Below are 22,469 nucleotides of genomic sequence, written 5' to 3'. Positions count from 1 at the left end.
GAAATGAGCGAGTCTTCCGCAAGTCGCATCGATTCGGCCGCCGTCACCGCGGCGGCCGACCGCCTTCGCGCGGCTGCCACGCAATGCCGGCCCACCCTGCCTGTGCGGGACCTGATCGGATCCGATGACATCGTCGCGGCCTACGCCGTGCAACGCAGACTGGCGGATGAACGCGTCGCCGCCGGCGCGACCATCGTCGGCCGCAAGATCGGGCTCACTTCCGAAGCCGTCCAGAAGCAGCTCGGTGTCGACCGCCCGGACTTCGGCCTGCTCTTCGACGATATGGCCTACGACGGCGGTGACACGGTGCCCTACAGCGCCGTCCTGCAACCTCGCATCGAGGCCGAGATCGCGTTCGTGCTCAAGGAAGACCTGGCTGGCGGCCCGCTCGACGCCGCTCAGGTGCGCAGCGCGATCGACTACGCCACACCCGCGCTCGAGATCTGCGGCAGCCGCATCCAGGACTGGGACATCGCCTTCGGCGACACCGTCGCCGACAACGCCTCGGCCGGGGCATTCGTGCTCGGCCCGGTGCGCAGGAAGCTCGATCAGGTCGAGCCGAAATCGGTCGAGATGCAGATGGCCATCAACGAGAGCGTGGTCTCCACCGGCAACGGCGCGGCCTGCCTGGGCGACCCGATCACTGCGGTCGTCTGGCTGGCGCGTCAGGCTCGCGAGCTCGGCGAGCCGCTGCGCGGTGGGCAGGTCATCCTGTCCGGGGCGCTGGGGCCGATGCGGCCGGTCAGGCCCGGCGACTCCGTCACCGCCACGATCACGGGCCTGGGCAAGGTCTCGGTCACGTTCGGCCATGAGGGCTGCGTACGCGGCAACCAGTGAGGACAATCATGAGCAAGATGAAGGTCGCCATCATCGGATCGGGCAACATCGGCACCGATCTGATGATCAAAGTGATGCGGACCAGCCGGCACCTCGAGATGGGCGCAATGGTCGGCATCGACCCCGACTCCGACGGGCTCGCGAGAGCAAGGCGGTTCGGGTTCGCCACGACACACGAGGGCGTCGACGGACTCGTCAAGCTCCCCGAGTTCGACGACATCGAGATCGTCTTCGACGCGACGTCGGCCAAGGCACACAAGTACAACGCCGGCAAGCTGCAGCCCCTGGGTAAGCGACTTATCGACCTCACACCGGCCGCGATCGGTCCCTACGTCGTTCCGGCGGTCAACCTCGCCGAGCACCTCGACGCGCCCAACGTCAACATGGTGACCTGCGGCGGCCAGGCGACGATCCCGATCGTCGCGGCCATCAGCCGAGTCGCCCCCGTGCCGTACGCCGAGATCGTCGCCTCGATCGCGTCGAAGAGCGCCGGTCCGGGCACCCGGGCCAACGTCGACGAGTTCACCGAGACCACCGCGGCAGCGGTCATGACGGTCGGCGGGGCCCGGCGAGGGAAAGCGATCATCATTCTCAACCCCGCCGACCCGCCGCTGATCATGCGGGACACGGTCTTCGCCCTGGTCGACGCCGCCGACCAGGAGGTTCACGCCGAGATCCGGCGCTCGGTCCAGAAGATGGTCGCCGACGTGGCGGCCTATGTGCCCGGTTACCGGCTCAAGCAGCAGGTACAGATCTCCGGGATCCCGCACGACATGCCGCTCGAAACCCTCCTCGAGCCCGGCGCGCGGCGGCCAACGCACCAGGTGTCGGTGTTCCTCGAGGTCGAGGGCGCCGCGCACTACCTCCCGGCCTACGCCGGCAACCTCGACATCATGACGTCCGCCGGCCTGCAGGTGGCCGAGCAGATCGCCGCCCGTCGCGCCCAGGAGGCAACCGCGTGAGCACCTCGACCTTCATCCAGGACGTCACCCTTCGCGATGGCATGCATGCCGTACGCCACCGCATCGGCACCGACGACGTGCGACGCATCGTCACCGCGCTCGACGCGGCCGGCGTCGACGCCATCGAGATCGCCCACGGAGACGGCCTGGCCGGCTCCTCGATCAACTACGGGCCCGGATCCCACACCGACTGGGCCTGGATCGAGGCGGCCGCCGACGTGCTGCGCAACGCCCGCCTCACCACGCTCCTGCTGCCCGGCGTCGGCACCATCCACGAGCTGAAGACCGCGTGGGACCTCGGTGTCCGCTCCGTGCGGGTGGCCACGCACTGCACCGAGGCCGACATCTCGGCCCAGCACATCGCTGCGGCCCGCGAGATCGGCATGGACGTCTCCGGCTTCCTCATGCTGTCGCACATGGCGCCGCCGGAGGAGCTTGCCAAACAGGCGAAGCTGATGGAGTCGTACGGCGCCCACTGCGTCTACATCACAGACTCCGGCGGCAGGCTCACCATGCACGACGTCGCCGCGCGCGTGCGGGCCTACCGCGACGTGCTCGAACCAACCACGGAAATCGGCATCCACGCGCACGAGAACCTCTCGCTCTCGGTCGCGAACTCGATCGTCGCCGTCGAGAACGGCGTCTACCGGGTCGACGCGTCCCTCGCCGGGCACGGCGCGGGCGCGGGCAACTGTCCGATCGAGGCGTTCATCGCGGTCGCCAACCTGTCCGGCATCAAGCACGGATGCGACCTGTTCAAGCTGCAGGACGCCGCCGACGACATCGTCCGGCCGCTGCAGGACCGCGTGCGAGTGGACCGCGAAACCCTGACACTCGGCTACGCCGGCGTCTACTCCTCCTTCCTCCGCCACGCCGAGAACGCCTCCCGGCAGTACGGCGTCGACGTCCGCGACATCCTCATGGAATGCGGCGCCAGAAGCCTCGTCGGCGGCCAGGAAGACATGATCATCGACATCGCGCTCACCCTCGCCGCCGGGTCCGATGCCGCGAACGGCGGCTGAGGAGCCGCCACGACCGGCCACGCCGCGGACGGCGAACGGGAGTTGGTCGGAGACTCCGACCAACAACCGCGGCATCCGGAACGGACGCAGCGGCTGGTGCTGTACGGCGGCTGGGCCAACGGCGCCGACGTCGCCGCGCCCGAGATCCAGACGCACGTGCTCGGGCTGGTGCGGCAGCGCTGGGGGCTCGCGTCCGGGCTGCTTGCCGACATCTTCGCGCCGGATGCGGACGCGGGCACGCGGCGGCGTTCGTGCGGTACCAGCGGAGGCCGCCGATGTCGAGACCGCCTGCGCGAGGTGCTGCCGCGCATCGCCGCGCCCACGCTCGTCGTGCATCGGGAGCGGGACCGGGCGGCGCCGCTCGTAGAGGGGCGGCGGCTCGCCGACGGCATACCCGGGGCGCGGTTCGTGGCGGTCGACGGGCGCTCCCAACCACCGTACATCGGCGACGCGCCCGCGCTGACCCGGACGATCCGGCGGTTCCTCGGGCTGCCGGGGCGGCACCGCGGGGCCTCGCCGGCGCTCACCGCGCATTGGTGCACCAACCGCGAGATCGGCGAGCGGCTGGGCATCACGGAGCGGTCCGCCGAGGCCCTGATCGACCGTGCTACTGCGACTGACGTACCTGGCCGTGACGAACGCGTTCGCCATGCTGCGCCTACTACCGATGAGCAACCGGGACAAGGACGTGGAGATCCTGGCCTTGCGCCATTAGATCGCCGTGTTGGAGCGGCAACTCGGCAACGACAGGCCCCGGTTCGAACCGAGCGATCGGGCGTTCCTGGCGGCTTTGCTGCACCGGCTCCCGCTCAACGCGCTGCGGCGGTTGCGGCTGCTGGTGCGCCCGGACACCGTCCTGCGCTGGCACTGAGACCTGATCGCACGCCGCCACGCGGCCCGGTCTCGACTCAAACGGCCGGGCCGGCCGCGGACCGTACACTCGATTCGCGCCCTGGTGCTGTGGCTGGCGCGAGAGAATCCAGCCTGGGGATACCGTCGCCTGCACGGCGAACTACTCGTGTTGGGCATCAAGGTCGCCGCGTCCACGGTGTGAGAGATCTTGCGAGAGGCCGTGATCGACCCCGGCGCCCGAGCGCGCCGGCAGCACCTGGGCCGACTTCCTGCGCTCGCAGGCCGATGCCCCGACGAACTGCGCGCCAACGTCATCCTGATCCACACCGGACCTCAGCAACTTGAGGCGATCCTCAGGAGCTGAGGCGGCGCGCAAACTCAGCGGCAAATCCGGATGCCATGATCTTCCGTTGAAGTTTATGGCTCATGTCGGGCTTTTCGCCGCGCGTCGCGGTGAGGCACGCTGTCGCGATGCGGGCGCGGCCGATGGCGTGAGGTCGGCATGGTCAGTCCAGCAGTAGCGCGGCCAGGTGCGGCAGCCGATGCCGCACCTGTCGTTCGTCGTCGAAGTCCCACGTCGGCTCCAACGGCGGGTAACCGCCACCGACCGGCTCGGGCAAGTCCATCGTCCCAGTGAGGACCTGATAGGCGTCCCAAACCACGCCGTACATCGACTCACACTCGAAGTCGAACGGGTCCTCGGTCTCGGCTGCGCCGCGAACGGAGGGCAGATCCGCGAGAACGTCGGGATTGCCCAGCGCCTGATCGAACACCGCACGGCCCTGGGCGATCAGCCAGCCGCGGAAGTACTCGAAGCCGTCATCGGAACAGCCGCCATTCAGCAGATACGCGGCGCCCCAGAGATCCCACCGATACGAGACCGCACGGAGGTCCCATAGCGGCTGCGCCAACGCCGCCACCTCGGCCGCCGGCAGTCCGACCAGGAGCGACAGCGTTCGCTGCGCCACCTCCTCAGCGTCGAACCGGTCCTCCGCTGCAGCCAGGGCCTGCTCCACAACGCTCCAAAACCTGTCCACGCTCATAGCGCACGATCCTCCCAGGTGACCCTCGAGCGGTTACCGCCGCCGCAGCGGACACCGGAGCACCGGCCCGTCCATCAGCGCTCGACCGGCCGCATGTTGGTGTGCGCTGCCCGCCTCATCACCGATGGGAGGGCTCAGGTTGGGGGACGTAGCGGCCACCCTGATGCGTCGTGGCCACGTAGCCCTCGGGTGGGTCCGGAAGCGCGCGGACGCAGTTTTCGGAACAGGCGTTGACCAGCAGCGGCAACACGTCGGTTGCGACCCGAAGGGAGATCCATACCTGTCGGAACCGTACCGGTTCGATCGGCCCGTCGCAGACGCTACAACTCCGGATCGTCTCGGCGCCCCAGATCTGCGGATCAAGATCGTCGCGATTGGGAACCTTGGCCAGTGCGCCCTCTGGTTGGAGCTGCGGAAAGTCGTATCGGTACTTGTAGTTGCCGTAGAGGGCCCGCGTGCTGACGGTGCTCCTGCCCAGATTCGCACACCTCGTCAGCTCCAAAGGGAACCAGTGCAACGCGTACGAGGTGTACGGCTCGAACACCTCCAGGCTCGCCATCGCACCGATCTCCGGAGGAACCCGAACGAGTGGACTGCCGTACAGCACGAGATGACGGACCCGCGTGAGCTTCGCGATGGTGGGCGGCAGCGTGACAAGGTCGGCCCGCTCGAGCGGGGTGAGGTCGACCAGCGGCCGGAACACCTCACGACCGTCCTCCACCGCCTCGTCGATCAACTCCAACAGCCGGCGCCAACCGGGCGAAGCAGTGTCCTGGCGTTCTCCATGAAATCGAACCCGTGTGTTTGGCTGCCGGAAACACGCCTCGTCGACGCGCCGGCTTCGGCCGGAGGCATCGACCGCGAACCGGTTACCGAAGACCCGCGACGCGCCGGGCATCGAGTCAGTCACGACCCGAGCCTACGCGGAGATCGCCGCCTCCCCGACGCCCACGGCCAGGCGCGCGGCCGGCCGGCACGAGGCAGCGCGAGCGCGGATTGCGTTCGAACACCAACGGCGTCCGCCGTGCCGACTCGTTCACTACACCCAATTCGGCAGCTCCGCACCTGCCGGCTCGGCCAGCATCCCGCCGCGTAGCGTGCATGCATCGCGGCAGATGTGCGCGCGGCTGCAGCCGGATTCGGGCCGGCGTGGGATGCGCCGGCGACTCGAAAGCATGGCAAGCGTTTGCGGCGTCGTACAGTCAGCCATGCTCCGCGACCTGACCGACGCGCACGCTCGTGCCGACGGCTACCGCGACCGCGGCTGGCCCGATGACACACCCGAGGACCTGCTCCACGGCTACTTCGGACTGCTCCGCGGCACGAACGACCTGGAGCGGATGGCCGGCTGCGCCACCGACAGCGGCCGTCACCACCGGCTGCGCGAGCGAACCGGCGGCATCGGTGCCGCGCTGGCGGAGATGACCGCCGCGCAACAGCTGCTACTCGACCGGCACCCCGTCGATCTCGGCCTGATCGCCCGGGTCGCGGTCCACCGGGAGGCGTTGCTGGCGAGCCGCCCGTACGTGCCGCCCGGCATCCCGGCGATGTGGGTCCGGCTCGGCAACGTCGATCGCGCCGAGGCTGTCGTCCGCTCGGGCCGGCAGGCCGAGCCGGCGCCGGTCGACCTGGCGAAGCTGGCCGGGGTCATGGCGGACACCGGCCGGCCGGACCGTGCGAAGGCCATGGTTGCCGAGGCGGTCGCGATGGCGTGGGCGGTGACCGACCCCGACCGCCGCCGTCACACCGTGCTCGGCGTCGCCGCCGCCGTTGCCGGCCTCGTCGACCCGGCGGAGGTCGATGCGCTGCTCGCGGAGGCGGAGCGGCTGTCCGCGCTGGAGCAGTGGCCGATCTCCCAGATCTCCAGCCTCAGCCATGCGGCCCGCGTCGCGGCGGATGCGGGCTGCCGGGACCGGGCCCGGGGCATGATCCGCCGCGCCGCGGCCCTTGTCGACACCCTCCCCGAGGCCGCTTCCCGCGCGAGTGCCTTGTCCGCGATCGCGTTCGCGCTGGCGACCGCGGGTGACCTCGACGACGCCGAGACGGTCGCGCGTCGCATCGAGCCGGCCGACGACTGGAACGCACAGACGGCCCTCTCCTACGTCGCCCGTGCCGCCGCGCGGTCCGGCGCGACGGACCGGGCCGTGGCGCTCGCCGCACTCATCGACGGGTCCTTCGGGGAGGTGGTCCTGGCCGAGGTCGCGGGGGAGGCCGCCGCCGGTGGGGACCTGCCGCGGGCCGGGGACATCGCCCGGTCGATCACGGCCGCCGACCAGCGTGCTCAGGCCCTCGCGAACATTGCCCACGAACTGATCGGCTTGGGTGAGCCCGGAACCGCCACCGCGCTGCTCGACGAGGCGGTGGCCGCCCTCGGCCCATCCGGCGACGCGGTCAAGGACGTCGGGGTCGCCCTGGTGCGGGCCGGACGCGCGGACAGGGGTCTCGCGCTGATCCGCGCCTTGCGCCGTGCCCGCGACCGGGCGGAGGCGCTCGCCCATGCCGCGTGGGCCGTTGCGGAGGCCGGCGACACCGGACACGCGACCGCGCTGCTGTACGAGGCCGAGCGTGCCGCGTGGACCGACGACAGCCCGGTCCCGTCGACCGACCGGGAGCTGGGGCTCGTCGCCCTGACCGAGGCGGTCGCCGCCACCGGGGACCTCGACCGGTCGTTGAGCGTCGCCGCGCTGATCGTCGTCAAGGGCCGGCGGGAGCTGGCCGTCGCCCAGGCCACGCAAGCGGCCGCGGCGAGCGGTGATTCGACGCGCGCGGAGGCGGTCGCCCGCGCCGCGCTCGGGCCGTACTGGCAGACGCAGGCCCTCGCGTCCATCGCCGCCGACGGCCCGCAGCGTACCGGAGATCTGCTGCGCGATGCCGAACAGCAGGCCGGTACCGACGCCGAATCCCTGGCCGCCGTCGCCGTCGCCTACGCGTCCGCTGGTGACATCGCCCGGGCCCGGACACTCCTCGACCGGATCGAGATCGACGGCTTGGAGCTGGATGACGAGCGTGTCACGGTGGTCAGAACGTTCGCCGCCGTAGGCGACCTCGACCACGCCACCGGTCTGGTCTCCATCATCGAGCACGAGCAGTGCCGGTGTGAGGCGCTGTCGGGGATCGCGCTGGCGGCCGTCGAACGTGGTGACACGGCCCGCGCGGAAGGCCTCGCCGATGACATCACCGGCCTGGCCGTTGCGACGCAGGACCTCTACTTGCCGGCTCAGGCGCACCTGATGGCGGCCGAAATCTACCGGCGGTGCGGCGCGGACGACCGGATGCACACATCGGCCGCGCTGGCGGAAGCCTTCGCCCATGACATCACGAACGACCATGCCCGCTCCAACGCGCTCGTGGCCGTCGCCCGCTTCGCGATCGCGACCGGAAGGCCGGATCACGCCGAGGCGCTCAGCCGCGCGATCCCGGACCCGGGCCCATCGGCGCGGGTGCTGGTCGCCCTGGCCGACGTGGCACCACCGGACCGCGCCCCGCACCTCGTCGGTGAGGCGCTGTGCACCGGGCCGTGGGCGGCGTACGTCGACCTGCTGCCGCACCGCCATCCGTCCGTCGTCACGGCCATCGCCGACGAAGTCCTTGCGACCGCCACACCCGGGGACAAGACCACCCGGCGCCGATGAGCGCAGGCTTCGCCGCTGCAAACATCGAGCAATGTGGAGCTTTTGGCTTGCGCTCGACCGTCGGATGCCTTGATCGGGTGCGCTCTTCTCGGCACGAGCGAGCGCCGGGCCGCCAGCTCTCGGCTCTCCAAGCGTGACGTGGCGGCCGGACGCCGTCGCGCGCCCAGCGGCTATGAGTGTGGCCGTGCGCTGCAGTTACCGACTCATGTCTGGCTGGTCATTACCGCACGTATGCCCGACGGCGTCGGATTCATCGGGCCTACATTCCGAGAACGGGAGCAACGCCGGCCTGCCGCCGGCGGGCGTGGGGGGACGGCTATCGGGGCTGCGGGACTCAGGCCGATGCCCTCGAGGTCGTTGAACGTCAATCCGGCCGTCGCATACTAGTTGTACTGCACAGCAACGACAGTTGTCACTGACGTCACCGCGTCGGCCGCCCGACGGCGCCGTCAGCCCAGAGCCCGCCGTCAGCGAGCATCTCGCAGCGGCTCGGCACGCGGAACTGAGACACCCTCGAACGGCTCGCCGACGCCCCGGGCTTCGGCGTCCGGACGGTGAACCGCCGGATTCCTCTTCGAAGCCCGCCGACCGTCCGAGACAGGCTGAACCGCCCAGTGACCGACGCATCCGGTGCGCGATCATCGGCATGTCCGCATGCCGATCCACCGGTTCGGGATGTCACGATTCGTAACGATCGGATCAAGCGAACTGGCGGATTTGCCCGGCCTGGCGTGCGAGCTGGCCTTGGGCGTTGCCCAGTTCGGCCTCCAGCGACGCTCGGCTGGCCACCCGACGGGGCTGGTGTCACGGCGTGCCCGTGGAGCGCGAGGGCTTGCGACGCCTGGATCTGGTCGAGCAGGTGGCGGTGTCTGCCCGACGAAGCCCCGGTCAGCGTGGTTGGGTACGGCATCGAAAGTATGCTGCGCCGGTGCAGCCAACGCAGCGGCCGTCGCCAGACGACGCATGGGGTGCCGACTACGACGACGTGCCGGAGATGCTCGAGAGCGCGGCATCGGCGTCCGCCGAGGAAGCCCGTGCGGCCTGGGAGCGCATCCTGAAGTGTCTCTTCCGCGTGACTCCCCGCTTCCCGGCGCCGGACCGGCTCGCACCCGTGATCGCTGCGGCGGTGCCGCACTTCGTGGCGCTGGCCTGCTCGGCGCCGCACGAGCGGGCCACGGCGCTGTCCGCAGCGGGCCGCGCGGCCGACCCGGAGCGTCCGCTGCGGGCGTCGCCCGAGGCGGGCTCCGCGCTGCGGGCTCAGGCGGCGACGATCGCACCGCTGCTGGACGACCCGGACGCGGCGGTTCGGGTCTCGGCCGTGTATGCGCTGACCCATGCCGGCGTCGACCCGAGCCTGTTGCGGCGCAGGCTGGCCGTGGAGACCGAGCTGGGCGTGCGGGCGGCGCTGCTGCTGGGGCTCGGCGCGGAGGCCGTGGATACGCTGGCCGCGGCCCAGGCGGAGGACCCCACGGTCGTGGTCGCGGCGGCGCTGGCCGGTGCCCGGGCCGGCGTGCCGTGGCCGGACGGCGCGCTGCCGGTGGTCGCGGCGGCGCTGGCGGCCGACGCGGAGGTACCGGCCGACTGGCTGCGCTGCCGCTCCTCGACGCTCGCGGACCTGCTGTGCACGGTGGACGGTGAGGTCGGCCGCATGCTGCTCGATGCGCTGCCGTTGACGGTACACCTGCTGCGGGCGGTCGAGGACTGCGCCCGTTGGCACCGCCCGGCCCGGGCGTGGCTGGCATCGTGGGCCGGGCGGCTGCTCCTCGACGCCGACCCGCGGCTGCGCGCGGCCGCCATCGACGCGATCGCGGCGACCGGCGCGGCCGCCGTACCGTGGGCCGACGGCCTCGCCCAGGCGGCGGCCTCCGCCGAGACCCCACCGGACGCACGCCAGAAGGCGATCCGGGTGCTGGGCGAACTTGGAGACCCGCGCTGGGTACCGTTCGGCGGGTGGAACGACAATTGGTGGTTGGACCTGACGCCAGCGCAGTTCGACGCATTCCGCGTCGAACTGGAACGGGCCACCGCGGCCGGCGAAGCACGGGTCGTCGCGATGCTGGCCCATCGAGTGAGGCCGATGGGCGCGCGGGCCTCCGCCCTGACGTCGCAACTACGCGCGGCCCGCGGGCTAGCGCCGAAGGAGATCGCCTGGGCGCTTGAGGGGCTGGACGCCGCCGATCCGGTCGACCTGCCCGCGCTACAGGAGTTGGCGGCGGAGGGCTTCGCGGAGCCGGCGTTCGCGTACTGGCGGCGGACGCATGACCGGTCCGTTGTCGTCGAGGCGATCCAGGCGGCGCGGGCAGCGCCGCGATGGCGTGAGATCACCCGCGGGTTGACGATGGCCGCAGATGTCGGTCTGGAATTGCCGGAGCTGCTGCCGACCCTGTGGGAGTGGCAGCAGCAGAACTGGGATTTGCCGCCCATGGTGCACGAGGCACAACTGGCCGCAGCCAGGTTCCTCGCCGTCATGACCGGTGACGGGCGGCATCCCCCGTCCGAGGTGCTGGCCAACGTCCGCGCGATCCTGCACTTCGGCGAAGCGCCCGCCAGCCAGGCTGCGGCGCTCATCGCCGAACTGGGCTGGACTGAGCTCGTAGACGACCTGAGCATCTCCTTCGGCCGCCGCGGGCACTGGGGCAAGGCCGCCATCGCCGAGGCGCTCTGGCGGCTGGGCCGGCCCGCACCCGATCTGGTGCCGGTTCTGCTCGACACCATCGAGGACGGCGTCTGGCCGTTCGAAGCCGTATCGGCCCTGGTGACGATCGGCGCCACCACAGCGGTCCCGCGGCTGACCCAACTGGCCGAGCAGGACCGAGCTATGCGCATTGACTTCGATTGGCCCGAGATGGCCTGGCGCGACGAACGGCTCCGCGCCGATCTGCGTGCCGCGGCCGCGACGCTGGCCGGGCGCTGACCCCCACGACGCGGTGCGCCTGGCCGCCAGGGCAGGCCGGCACCCGTGAAACCTGAACGCGGCGATAGCGGTCTCGAAAGGGCGGAACGCTCGCTCTCATCGCCAGATCCGGTAACCATGATCAGGTGCGTGGTTCGACCCTGTACGGGCGCCGGCGATCATTGGGGGTGCTCATAGAACGTGCCGCTGCGCGTCCGGTGCGAGGTGGACTGCTCCTGGTGATCACAGTACGGGCGTACGTGTCGGCTCAAGGCGCTGGGGGATGGGTAACAGTACGCCCGTACGGGACAAAACTCGTGTCGCGCGACGATTACTGCATCGTCGGACGCCAACAAAAAGGCCAGCTAAGCTGGCCTTTTGCAACGTCGGGACGGCGGGATTTGAACCCACGACCCCTTGACCCCCCAGGCATGAGAGCGGCGGGGTCGTGGCCGAGGCGTTCGGCGTCGCTGGCAGCGACGAATGTGACCGTCAACGCCAGGTTTCGAGAGCGCGTCCGACCTGGGAACGCAGCGGCTCGTCGAGCGCGGCGACGGCGTCCTCGGTGGAAGAGACCGGAAACCCGTCCCGGCGGCGCACCGTCAGGATATTACAGCTGTGCTAACAGTTTGCCCGGTGCGCCGCCGGCCGCGGCGGGGATAGGTACGCGGCCGGGTGTCAATGGGCCCTTCGACTCAGGCCCGGCCCGGTCGCCGTCGATGGTGTCCGAGGAAATTCCGCGCAACCGTGAACCGATCGCGCGCATCAACGTTGTGGTACGCGCACCCGAGCGCCGTTCCCGGGAGGGCCGCGATGAGTCAGGGCAGTGCCATGAGCGCCGAGGAAGCACGGGACCGGGCGGCGGCCGCGCGCGCCGAGTACTGGTCGGGGGCCGTCGCGCAGGCTGCCGCCCGGACCGCCAAGGAGGAGCGCGACGACACGGTGATGCGCCCCAATGATCCCGGTGAGGCGCAGGAGTGGCGCGAACGGCAATACGCGTACGGCGAGGAGCAGCGGATTCGAGCGTTCGCCGCGAACCTGCGATCCGGGTCGCGGCCGCACCGGCGCGGCGCCGTTCCCACCGTGGTCCCACGGCGAGTCCCGGCCCCGGTCCGCAGCCGCGGCAAGACGCTGTGACCGCCCGATGCCCGGGCCGGGCGATGGGCCCTGGCCGGCCCGGCGTAGGCCCTTTGCTTCATGACCGGCGTTCACCGCTTTGCCTATGGTGCGTTTTCCCGGCCATAGGAGGCCCGAGTTGCAATCGATCTGCGTCGAGACCCGGACGGAGCGGGGCGCGGCGGCCGACCGGCTGGTGCGCGAGATCTACCGGGTGCACGCCCCGGCGCTGCTGCTCTACCTGCTTCGGCTCAACACGGAGAACCAGGCAGTGGCCGAGGACATCGTGCAGGAGACCATCATGAGCGCCTGGAAGCACATCGACCAGCTGGTCGCGGCGCCCCAGTCGCTGCGGCCCTGGCTGTTCACCGTCGCCCGCAACAAGGCCATCGACCTGGCCCGGGCGCGGCGAGTCCGGCCCGTCGACCCGGCCGACCTGGCGCGTGGCTCACATGCCGGGCCCGGCGATCCGGTTGACCGGCTGCTCACCGGCGCGACCGTGCGCCAGGCGTTGCACAGCCTGTCGCCGGAGCATCGCCGGGTGATCATCGAGCTGTACTTTCGCGACTCGACGCTGGCCGAGGCGGCGGCGCGGATCGGCGTGCCGACCGGCACGGTCAAGTCGCGCGCGCACTACGCCCTGGTGGCGCTGCGCCGGCTGATCGGCCCGGTCGAAGCCTGACCGGAGCCGGTCGGCCGCCACGGCGGGCGGTCGTTGCGAGATCCGGCCGGCGTGCGGTGAACCGGCGGCGGGTGAGCGCCGTTGTCGGGGCCTGGACCTGCCACCGACGAACCGAAGGGGACCGGATGTGAGCCGCGTGGCCAGACTTCTCAGGGGCAGCAGCCGGGCGACAGTTGCCGCCGTGGCGAGCGTGCTGGCCGTCGGCAGCGCGATCATCGCGTGCATCGGCTTCGGCATCGCCACCGCGAACGACAGTGAGCGCGCGGGGCCGCCGATCGCCGACGCGACGGCGCAGGCGCTGTCACTCGCCGCCCTGTCGTGCCGGGACCTGACCGGTCCGCGGCTGGCGGGGCTGATGGCGGCCGGAGCCATGACGCCGGCCGAATTCGAGCAGTGGGCGCCGTGGCCGGGCGCCAACGCCAACGACTCCCAGGCGAGGTCCTACGCGCTCGCGCACGGCCTGTGCGACCTCGTGGGCCAGGTGCGTAGCAGCCAGATCGCCGCGGACGTGTGGGACGCGGCGCTGGCCGCCTACCGCACCGGTATCGACACGGTGAAGCGGTCCAAGGGTGTGCCCGCAGCGGCCCAGTCCTACGTGGACACTGTGAACCGCTACGCGAACTGGTACGCCAGGCAGCCCGTGTTCCGCGGTGACGCCGCGGGCACGTCGGCGTCGCGGGGTGCGAGCCCGCGGCCGTGGCGGCCCGTGCGGGTGCCCGACGCGGATCTTCCCGCGGTGCTGGCGGCCGGCCGGCGGTGCCCGGAGGTGACGCCGGTGCACGTGGCCGCGCAGCTGATGGCGTCCTCCGGGTTCGACCCGAACAAGCGTTCGCCGCTGGGGCAGCTGGGGATCGCGCAGTTCTCCCCGGATCTGTGGCAGCAGTACGCGAAGCCGAGCGACTCGCCGTGGGACCCGCCCACGGCGATCGCCACGCTCGGTGCCGCGATGTGCGACCTCGTGGGCCAGCTGGGCAAGGTCGGCGGTGACCCGTACCAGCTGGCGTTGGCCGGCTTCCGGGTCGGTCCGACGCCGGTCCGCCAGGCGCCCGGCGCCCTCGCCGCGGTCCCCGGCCTGCAGCGGTTCGTCGAGGACGTGAACGTCGCCGTCCGGTACTACTCGCAGGACCCCCGGCTCACCGCGGCCGCGACCGCAACACCTGCCAGGACCCCGGGCCGGCCGGCCCACACCTCGACACCGAGCGGAAACTGATCATGTTGTCGCGACGGACATTGCTCGGCCTGGCCGGTGCCGGTGCGGCCGCGATCGGTGTGCCGCTGGTCGCCTCGGCGCTGCGATCCCGCGCCGACGCCGCCGACGGCCTGCCGGTCACCGTGGTGAACGACACGGCGCGGTATGCGAGCTCGGCCATCACCATGTACGTGGTCGGCACCGACCCGTCCGGAAGGATGGGGTACTCGAATCGCCCCGGCGTGTTCACCCCGGTCTCGGGCGTCGGCGAGCTCGATATCGGGGTCCGGCTGGCGGCGAACGGCGACACCTCCTACACGCTGCCCAGGATGTCGGGCCGGATCTACTTCGCGATCGGCGGCGGGCTGCGGTTCAAGGCCGTCGTCGACGGCGACGGGCGGGCGGCTATGCAGTACCCGGCGGGCTGGGTGGCGGGCGACCCGTCCTACTCGGTGCTGCACGACTTCGTCGAGTTCACGTACAACGACAGCGGCATGTTCTGCAACACGACGATGGTCGACATGTTCAGCATCCCGCTGGCCCTGCAGCTGCGCGGGGCCACCGTGTCCACGACCGGCCGGCTGGCCGACGGCGGCCGCGACGCCATCTTCGCCGAGATGCAGGCGCAGCCGGAATTCCGCCGGCTGGTCATCGACGGTCTGCGGGTCATCGCGCCGGGGCACGGCATCGAGACCGGGGTGTTCTCGGACAGCTACTACGACGGCTACATTCAGGATGTCTGGAAGCAGTACGAGCGCACGACCATGACGCTCAGGACGGGCGACGGCGCGAGCTGGACGGGCCGGATCACCGGCGACTGGCTGGACTTCGGTGGAGTTGTCTCGTTCGCCCAGCCGTCCACGATCGACGTCTTCTTCTGCGCCGGTACCCTCATGGCGCCGAACAATGCCGGCGGCGCGGTGGCGGCCGTCGTCGGGGCCGGCTTCAACCGATCGGTGCTCGACCAGCCGAACCAGCCGGTGACCGACCAGGGCACGTTCTACCAGAACCACACCACCAACCACTATGCGCGGATCCTGCACCGGCACATGGTGGACGGCCGGGTGTACGCGTTCCCGTTCGACGATGTCGGGCCGAACGCCTCGTACATCCAGGACTTCCAACCGTCCTCGCTGCAGATCACGCTGACCCCCTTCGGCAGCGAGCACGTCCCGGGCAACGACAGCGGCGATCCCGGGCCGGCCGCGCCGGTGCCGCGGCCCGGCGGGACGGCGGGCACCGGTGGGGGCGATCCGGGCCTGGGCGCGTATGCGCAGATCGCTGCCGCCGGCTTCACCACGCAGCAGGGCGTGCGGACGATGGACTCGTCCGAGGGTGGGCAGAACATCGGGTTCATCGCCAACGGTGACTGGGTCTGCTACAGGGGCCTCGACTTCGGCCGTCAGGCCGCGACCCAGTTCGTGGTGCGGGCCGCCTCCGGCGCCGGTTACGGGATCTCTGGGCTGGTCGAGGTCCGGCTGGACAGTGTGCTCAGCCCGCCGGTGGGCTCGATCGCGGTGGCGAACACCGGCGGCTGGCAGGCCTGGCGGACGATCCCCGGCAACATGGCCCCCACCACGGGTGTCCACGACGTGTACCTGACCTTCACCAGCGCCCAGCCCGCCGACTACGTCAATATCCGCTGGCTGACGTTCGGCCACTGAATCCAGCCCGTCCGCCGCTCGCGGGCCCCGGTCCACTGTGGACCGGGGCCCGCAGCCATGCCGGCGCCAACTTTTTCCTCGCCGTCAGAACCGCGGCGCCGCCGGCGCCGTTGTAGGGGCGCTGCCGGAGAGGAGGACACATGGGCATGCGAACGACGTTGCGGCGGATCCGGGCCGTCGCCCTGGTGCTCGTCGCGGTCGGCGCCGGCGTCGTCGTGCCGGCCCCGGCCTCCGCGGAGCCGATCCCCGACGAGCACCACTACGTCGTGAACTTCGAGCAGGACGCGGCCGAGGTGATCCACTTCTGTGTCAAGACGGCCGCCTTGGCCAAGGACTACTGCACCAACGCCCTCCAGGTACGCAAGACCGTCAGCCACACCATCGACTACCGGCCCGGCGACAAGATCCTGTTGGACATCTACATCCAGGCGGGACCGTCGCACAAGGACTATGACGTCACTGACGCCGGCGGATGCAGCGACGACTACAAGCCGCGGTGCTTCCAGTGCACCACGACGGGCACGGTGCAGGCCACCAAGGTCGACTGCCACCTGCCGAAGACCGTGCTGCCAGCGCCTTCGATGGCCGCCATCGCGCCGTACGCCGACTCCAAAGGGGGGCTGCTCAACCTGCTCAACCTGCTCGCGTGGTGCGTCTCGGCCTGCGCCGTGCTGGGCATCATCGTGGTCGGCTCGACCATGGCGCTACAGCTTCGCCGCGGTGAGCCGGGCGAGATGTCCGAGCACTGGCGGGGCCTCGCCACCGTCATCGCGGCCTGCGTGTCCGGGCTGTCCGCAGGCCCGGTCGTCCAATGGCTCATCCCCTACGTCTGATCCCCGGCCCTGGCATCCATTGACTGCGCCGGTGCCCCGTTCGAAGGAGCGATCATGCCCACCATCCTGTCTCTCTGGGCAGCCGCCGCACTCCTGGAGGATCCGCCGCCGAGCGGGGCCGTGAAGGTCGGCGTCCCGCAGCCGACCGCCCCGGCCGCACCCCCGGAGCTCGCCGGCCTCGTCGGCACGGCGCTGAACCTCGTCGCGTGGGCCGGCACCGCCGCGGGCGTCGCCGGCGTCCTGATCACCGGCACGATGATGGCCATCTCGCACAAGCGGGGTGAGAGCTCCGAGCACATGAGCCGGCTCGGCATGGTGCTCGGCGGCTGCATCCTGGTGGCGACCGCCGGCCCGATCATCCAGTTCTTCTTCTGACGTCGTAGCCGGGTCTTGGCAGAGGAGCGCACCCGATGAGGTTTCGCCGCGACACCGACGACGAACGGCCGTTCTATCGGCAGGCCACCTGGGTCATCTCGGCGGCGTTCCTGGTCTTGGTGCTGGGGGCCGGGCTGATCGCCGTGCTGAGCGGGGGCGGCCCGGCCCCGTCGGGCGGTGGTCCGCCGCAGGCCGAACCATTGGTGATCGTCGGCAGCGGCGAAGCGGACCGGCCGGCGGGGTGCCACACGGACGACTCCGACCAGACCGTGCCCACCGCGCCGCCGGCCGACGTGACGTGGCGGCAGCTGAACGGCGCTCCGGCCCCCCTCTCCGCGTCGGCCGGCCCGGTCCAGGAGAGCGGCCCGCTGCTGTGGTGCTTCGCCCACACGCCGATGGGCGCGGTCATGGCCGCCAGCGTCATCCTGCGCCAGATGAGCGGCGACAACTGGCAGGCCGTCGTGCAGCAGCAGGTGGTGGACGACGGCAACCGCAGGATCTTCGAGCTCGTACGCTCGTCGCAGCGCTCCGGCGGGGCGCAGTACACGGCCTCCAAGTACGCCGGCTTCCTGATCCAGTCCTACGGACCGGTGCGGGCGTTGCTCCGGCTGCTCATCGAGGCCTCGCCGGGTGTCTTCGGCACGGTCGAGGTGACGGTGGCGTGGGACGGCGGGGACTGGAAGGTCCTGGCGCAGCCGGGCGGCGACATGTACGGCTCGCCCACGCAGGTGAACGCGACGGGCCCCTTCGTGCTGTGGAAGGTGTGACATGGCTTCGTGCACCTCGGGCGACCCGCTCTACCTCGGAGCGTTCAGCGGCATCTCGAAACTGATCGACGAGGGCATCGACGGGATTCTCCGAGACATCGCCAATGCGATCCTCACCGCGGCGGTCAACCTCTTCTCCTCTGTCGCGAACAAGATTCCGACGCTCGGCGACCTGACGACGGTCGGCTCGATCAAGGCGCAGGTCGCGTGGCTCGTCGCGGGGATCGCCGTCGCGTCCATCCTCTTCGCCGCCGCCCGCATGGCCATCGAACGGCGCGGGCAAGCGGGCACGACCGCCCTGAAGGGGCTGGTGAAGCTCGTGCTGGTGGCCGGGGGTGCGACGTTCGTCCTGCAACAGCTCGCCGGGATCGCCGACGACTACACCGACTACATCTACACGGCCGGCGTCAACGCCGAGCTGAAGACGATCTTCTCCTGCGGCGGGTCGGACGGGCTCACGTCGTTCCTGCTGATCATCATCGGGATTCTGCTGATCATTGCCGCCATCATCCACATCATCCTGCTGTACATCCGGCTCGGCGTCATGGTGCTGCTCACCGCAACGCTGCCGGTGGCGGCGGCGGCCTCGATGACCGAGTGGGGCGGCTCCTGGTGGCGCAAGCACCTGGCCTGGATGGTGGCCTGGCTCGCGTTCAAACCGGCCACCGGCCTGGTCATCTACGCCGGTGTCGTCATGATCGCCGACCGGGGCCAGGATCAGCAGGCGATCCGCATAGCCGGGTGCGGCGTCCTGCTGCTCTCCGCCATCTCCCTGCCCGCGCTGCTACGGCTCGTGGTGCCCGCCGTGGGCGCCCTGGGGTCCTCCGATGCGACGTCCGGCGTGGCCCTGGGGGCGGCGGGCGCGGCCGGTGCGATCGCGTCCGGCGCGATCAGGCTCGGGATCGGCAGCGGCGGCGGCGCCTCCGGCGGTGGAGCGTCCGGCGCCGGTGGCCGGGCGGTCCCGGCCGGCGCGCTCGGCGCCGTGGGGTCGGCCGCCGGTGGCGGGTCGGGCGGCGGCGGGTCGGCCGGCGGTGGTCGGTCGGCCGGCGGGGGAGGGGGCTCCCGGACCAGGGCGGCGCTCGGCGGGCTCGTCTCCGCGCTCTCCACGACCGCGAGCGTCATCGACAAGGGCACCAACGTCACGCGGCGGGCCGGCAGCCACGCCAACAACGTGGCGCAGGGCGCGCTGCCGGGCGTCCACGACGAGTCACGCTGACCCGGTGGGGGAGACATGTCCACGGAAGCCATCAAGAGCCCCACGTACGGCAACTGGCGGCGGCCGCGCAAGGCCGGACTCGGCGCCTTCGGTCTGGTCGGCACGGTCGGCCTGTTCGGCGGTCTGGTCGTCGTGCTGCTGGCGTCGCTCATCTCGATCAAGGCGGCCCTGATCGTCGGCGCGCCGATCGCGCTCATGATCGGCCCGCTGGCCATCCGCACGGCAGACGGAAGGAACGTCTACAACATCATGGCGCTACGCATCGGCTGGGCCCGGCGCAAGGCCGCCGGGCAGCACCTGTACGCATCAGGGCCGCTCTCGGCCCGCCCCGGGGGCCGGTTCCGGCCGCCGGGCATGCTCAGCAAGGTCGTGATGCTGGAGGGCCGCGACCCGTTCGACCGTCCGTTCGGTGTGCTGCACCACCGCTACCGCAACCTGTACTCCGTGGTGATCCTCTGCGAACCCGACGGCGGTTCGCTCGTCGACGCCGACCAGGTCGACATCTGGGTGGCGATGTGGGGTGAGTGGCTGTCCCGGCTGGCGCACGAACCCGGCCTGCGCGGCGCCTCGGTGGTCGTCGAGACGGCGCCGGATCCGGGCACCCGCCTCGCCGCCGAGGTGCTGCCGCGGATCTCACCGGACGCTCCCGCGGCCGCCCGCGCGGTGATGGAGGAGGTGGTCGACACCTATCCGGACGCATCCTCCGAGATGAACACCTACATCACCCTCACCTATGGGCTGCCCGGCGGTCCGAAGCGCCCCGCCGACGAGATCCTGGCCGATCTGGCGCTGCGGCTGCAGGGCCTGCTCGCCGGGCTCATCGGTGCGGGCGGGGGCTCGGCCGAGCCGATGTCGGCCGAGCGGATCGCCGAGGTGGTGCGGGTCGCCTACGATCCGGCCGTCGCGGCGGACGTGCTCGATCTGCGGGCGCAGTACGGCGGGACGGGGCTGCACTGGCTGGACGCCGGCCCGGCGGCCGCGATCGAGTCGGTCGACGCCTACCAGCACGACTCCGGGGTGTCGCGGACCTGGCTGCTCACCCTGGCGCCGCGCGGCACGGTCCGGGCCGGGGTGCTGCGCGCACTGCTCGATCCGGCGCCCAGCATCCGGCGCAAGCGGGTGGCGCTGCTGTACCGCCCGATCGACCCGGCCACCTCGGCGAAGATCGTGGAGAGCGACCGGCGGTCCGCGCAGTTCATGGCCACGTCGACGCGCGGCATGGTACGGGCCCGGGCGGTCTCGGAGGTGAGTGCCGCCGAGCAGACCGCGGCCGAGGAGGCGTCCGGGGCCGGCCTGGTCGAGTTCTCGATGGTCGTGACCGTCACGGTGGACTCCCTGGCTCAGCTCGCGGACGCCAACGTGGTGATGCGCAACCTGCTGGGGGCCACCCGCATCGCGATGCGCCCGGCCGACCGGATGCAGGCGGCCGCGTTCACCTGCGGGCTGCCCACCGGGATTCTGCCGTGGGAGCAGACCATGCTGCCGCAGCAGCTGCAGGAGGCGATGTGAGCCGGGCCGGCGCCAAGCTCCGCGTGTTCGATCTCGGCGAGCGGTGGCGGCCGGGCGCCTCCGGCCGGCACACAGCGCTCAGCGGTCTGGACGTACCCCCGATCGAGCGGCAGCCCCGGGAGCACGACGAGACCGGCCACCAGACACCGCGGGCCCGCCGCAAGGCGCGGAAGCTGGAGGCCGAGTTCCAGGCCGCGGAGGCGAGGTATCTGGCCCGGATGGCCAGGGCGAGCCGCAACGACAGCATCCCGCACCGCGGCTCGTTCGCCCCCGCCGGTGGCCGCGTCGCCAGCCTGGACCCGCCGACCATGTGGCGCGCCACCACGGTGCAGGCGTGCGGCCTGTGGCCGTTCGTGTCCGGGTCCGGGTCGCCCATGACCGGTGTACCCCTCGGCCGGCACCTGGCCACCGGGGCCACGGTGTGCGGCGATCCGCTCAACTGGTTCACCCGCGCCCGGTACATCTCCAACCCGTCGCTGTTCATGCTCGGCATGCCCGGCCTGGGGAAGTCGACGCTGATCAACCGGATGGCCATCGGACTGGCCGCGCAGGGCGTGGTGCCGCTGGTGCTGGGCGACCTGAAGCCGGACTACGCGGACACCGTGCGGGCCCTGGGCGGGCAGGTCATCCGGATCGCCCGCGGGGTCGGCGGGCTCAACGTCCTCGACCCGGGCGCGATGGGCGCGGCCGCCGCCCGCATCGGCGGCCGGGCCGGCGCGGCGCTCGAGGCGGAGACGCACGGCCGGGTGCTCAACATGGTGGCCGCGCTGCTCACCATCGTGCGCGGCCGGCCGATCAGCGACCACGAGCAGTCCGTGCTCTCGGCGTCCCTGCGCCACCTGCGGGAGCACACGCCGCGTGGGCAGTCCTACCAGCTGCCCGATCTGCTGCGGGTGCTGCAGGAGGGGCCACCGCGGATCCGGCAGATCACGCTGGACCGCGGCCAGGATTCGCGGTACCGCGACGCCGTGGACCCGCTGCACCGGTCGTTGCTCGGCATTCTGGACGGCCCGCTGGGTGACACCTTCGCCGCGCGCACCTCCACCCACATCGATCCCAACGCCACCGCCGTGTGCATCGACATCTCCCGCATCGGCGAGGCCGACAGCCAGCTCACCGCGGCGGCCATGCTGGCCGCCTGGTCCGACGGGCTCGGGACGGTGGCGGCCGCGCACGCCCTGGCCGACGCCGGCCTGGCCCCGCGGCGGTGGTTCTTCACCATCCTCGACGAGCTCTGGCGGCCGCTGCGGGCCGCGTCCGGCATCGTGGACCGGATCGACGCGCTGACCCGGCTCAACCGATCCCTCGGCCTGGCCGACGCGAAGATCACGCACACCCTGAAGGACGCCGAGGCGCTCGGCTCGGAGGCCGACAGGGCCAAGGCCCGGGGCTTCGTCGAGCGCGCCGGCATGGTCGCCTGCGCCGGCCTGCCCAAGGCCGAGATGGAGGACCTGGGCAAGGTCGTGGGCCTGTCCCGCCGCGAGATCGACCTGGTCTCGTCGTGGTCGTCCCCGCCCGGCTGGGCCCAGCACGGCGAGCACGACGAGCCGCCCGGCCGCGGCCGCTTCCTGATCAAGGTCGGTGGACGGCCGGGCATCCCGATCCAGGTCGCGATCACCAACACCGAGCGCCACCTGCACGACACCAACGCCCGGTGGGTCTCCAACGGCTACGCCGAGCGCGTGGCCGCCCAGCGGGCCGCCGAGGACGCGGCCGTGGCCGCCGGCGACGGCATCGAGCTCCATGTCGATCCTGGCCCGGGCCCGGAGACCGACTTCGCATTGCATCGATAGGGCGCCGCGGGCGCTGGGGAGGTCGCGATGACAGCACCAGTACGAGGATCAGCGCTGGGGCCGGCCGCCCAGCCGCCGGGGGCC

18 protein-coding genes and 1 pseudogene are annotated in these 22,469 nt (G+C 71.5%); 17 read left to right on the top strand and 2 right to left on the bottom strand.

Annotated elements, in window-relative coordinates; genetic code table 11:
* Nucleotides 1–3 precede the first annotated feature (3 nt).
* From AC6JBM_RS20315 to AC6JBM_RS20295, 5 genes and pseudogenes are all read left to right on the top strand, one after another.
* Nucleotides 4–837 carry a 2-keto-4-pentenoate hydratase gene (locus tag AC6JBM_RS20315; protein ID WP_497985158.1) on the top strand — a complete coding sequence of 278 codons (834 nt, stop codon included), beginning with the start codon at nt 4–6 and terminating at the stop codon, nt 835–837.
* Nucleotides 838–845: 8 nt separating this feature from the next.
* The gene (locus AC6JBM_RS20310) at nt 846–1,799 is read left to right on the top strand and encodes an acetaldehyde dehydrogenase (acetylating) (RefSeq protein ID WP_497985157.1); all 954 of its coding nucleotides are present in this window, start codon (nt 846–848) and stop codon (nt 1,797–1,799) included.
* The gene (gene dmpG / locus AC6JBM_RS20305; protein ID WP_497985156.1) at nt 1,796–2,821 is read left to right on the top strand and encodes a 4-hydroxy-2-oxovalerate aldolase; all 1,026 of its coding nucleotides are present in this window, start codon (nt 1,796–1,798) and stop codon (nt 2,819–2,821) included. The genes AC6JBM_RS20310 and dmpG overlap by 4 nt, the downstream gene beginning before the upstream one ends.
* Before the next feature lie 96 nt (nt 2,822–2,917).
* Nucleotides 2,918–3,295 (top strand): annotated as a pseudogene (locus AC6JBM_RS20300) (alpha/beta fold hydrolase); the annotation flags it as partial.
* A 250-nt stretch (nt 3,296–3,545) separates the two neighbouring features.
* Nucleotides 3,546–3,692 (top strand): hypothetical protein, encoded by a 147-nt coding sequence (locus tag AC6JBM_RS20295; RefSeq protein ID WP_497986776.1) that lies wholly within the window; start codon nt 3,546–3,548, stop codon nt 3,690–3,692.
* 487 nt (nt 3,693–4,179) lie between these two features.
* Here AC6JBM_RS20295 and AC6JBM_RS20290 read toward each other — a convergent pair whose 3' ends face one another.
* Nucleotides 4,180–4,716, bottom strand: a complete 537-nt coding sequence (locus tag AC6JBM_RS20290; RefSeq protein ID WP_497985155.1) for a DUF4240 domain-containing protein — start codon at nt 4,714–4,716, stop codon at nt 4,180–4,182.
* A 118-nt stretch (nt 4,717–4,834) separates the two neighbouring features.
* Nucleotides 4,835–5,626 carry a leucine-rich repeat domain-containing protein gene (locus tag AC6JBM_RS20285; protein ID WP_497985154.1) on the bottom strand — a complete coding sequence of 264 codons (792 nt, stop codon included), beginning with the start codon at nt 5,624–5,626 and terminating at the stop codon, nt 4,835–4,837.
* 298 nt (nt 5,627–5,924) lie between these two features.
* On the opposite strand from AC6JBM_RS20285, the gene AC6JBM_RS20280 reads away from it, so the two are divergent.
* The 12 genes from AC6JBM_RS20280 (at nt 5,925) to AC6JBM_RS20225 (ending at nt 22,385) form a co-directional block, all read left to right on the top strand.
* Nucleotides 5,925–8,348 (top strand): ATP-binding protein, encoded by a 2,424-nt coding sequence (locus AC6JBM_RS20280; RefSeq protein WP_497985153.1) that lies wholly within the window; start codon nt 5,925–5,927, stop codon nt 8,346–8,348.
* 928 nt (nt 8,349–9,276) lie between these two features.
* Nucleotides 9,277–11,262, top strand: coding sequence for a hypothetical protein (locus AC6JBM_RS20275; RefSeq protein WP_497985152.1), 1,986 nt, complete (start codon nt 9,277–9,279; stop codon nt 11,260–11,262).
* 792 nt (nt 11,263–12,054) lie between these two features.
* Nucleotides 12,055–12,378, top strand: coding sequence for a hypothetical protein (locus AC6JBM_RS20270; RefSeq protein ID WP_497985151.1), 324 nt, complete (start codon nt 12,055–12,057; stop codon nt 12,376–12,378).
* Nucleotides 12,379–12,463: 85 nt separating this feature from the next.
* Complete coding sequence (locus tag AC6JBM_RS20265; RefSeq protein ID WP_497985150.1) at nt 12,464–13,039, top strand: sigma-70 family RNA polymerase sigma factor; 576 nt, start codon at nt 12,464–12,466, stop codon at nt 13,037–13,039.
* 181 nt (nt 13,040–13,220) lie between these two features.
* On the top strand, nt 13,221–14,249 hold the full coding sequence (locus AC6JBM_RS20260) for a hypothetical protein (RefSeq protein WP_497985149.1): 1,029 nt from the start codon (nt 13,221–13,223) through the stop codon (nt 14,247–14,249).
* A gap of 2 nt (nt 14,250–14,251) precedes the next feature.
* Nucleotides 14,252–15,892, top strand: coding sequence for a beta-1,3-glucanase family protein (locus tag AC6JBM_RS20255; RefSeq protein ID WP_497985148.1), 1,641 nt, complete (start codon nt 14,252–14,254; stop codon nt 15,890–15,892).
* Between the two features lie 140 nt (nt 15,893–16,032).
* Nucleotides 16,033–16,725 carry a hypothetical protein gene (locus AC6JBM_RS20250; RefSeq protein ID WP_497985147.1) on the top strand — a complete coding sequence of 231 codons (693 nt, stop codon included), beginning with the start codon at nt 16,033–16,035 and terminating at the stop codon, nt 16,723–16,725.
* A 54-nt stretch (nt 16,726–16,779) separates the two neighbouring features.
* A complete protein-coding gene (locus AC6JBM_RS20245) occupies nt 16,780–17,100 on the top strand; it encodes a hypothetical protein (protein ID WP_497985146.1) in 321 nt (106 codons plus the stop codon).
* Between the two features lie 35 nt (nt 17,101–17,135).
* On the top strand, nt 17,136–17,867 hold the full coding sequence (locus AC6JBM_RS20240; protein ID WP_497985145.1) for a DUF8175 domain-containg protein: 732 nt from the start codon (nt 17,136–17,138) through the stop codon (nt 17,865–17,867).
* 1 nt (nt 17,868) lies between these two features.
* Nucleotides 17,869–19,083 carry a hypothetical protein gene (locus tag AC6JBM_RS20235; protein ID WP_497985144.1) on the top strand — a complete coding sequence of 405 codons (1,215 nt, stop codon included), beginning with the start codon at nt 17,869–17,871 and terminating at the stop codon, nt 19,081–19,083.
* A 15-nt stretch (nt 19,084–19,098) separates the two neighbouring features.
* A complete protein-coding gene (locus tag AC6JBM_RS20230) occupies nt 19,099–20,592 on the top strand; it encodes an SCO6880 family protein (protein ID WP_497985143.1) in 1,494 nt (497 codons plus the stop codon).
* A complete protein-coding gene (locus AC6JBM_RS20225; RefSeq protein ID WP_497985142.1) occupies nt 20,589–22,385 on the top strand; it encodes a putative type IV secretion/conjugal transfer ATPase in 1,797 nt (598 codons plus the stop codon). Before AC6JBM_RS20230 ends, AC6JBM_RS20225 begins: the two co-directional genes overlap by 4 nt.
* Nucleotides 22,386–22,469: the final 84 nt, after the last annotated feature.

The organism is Dactylosporangium thailandense (assembly GCF_059739745.1).
Note: the sequence above shows the minus strand (reverse complement) of the source record. Positions and strands in the feature narration are given on the sequence as shown.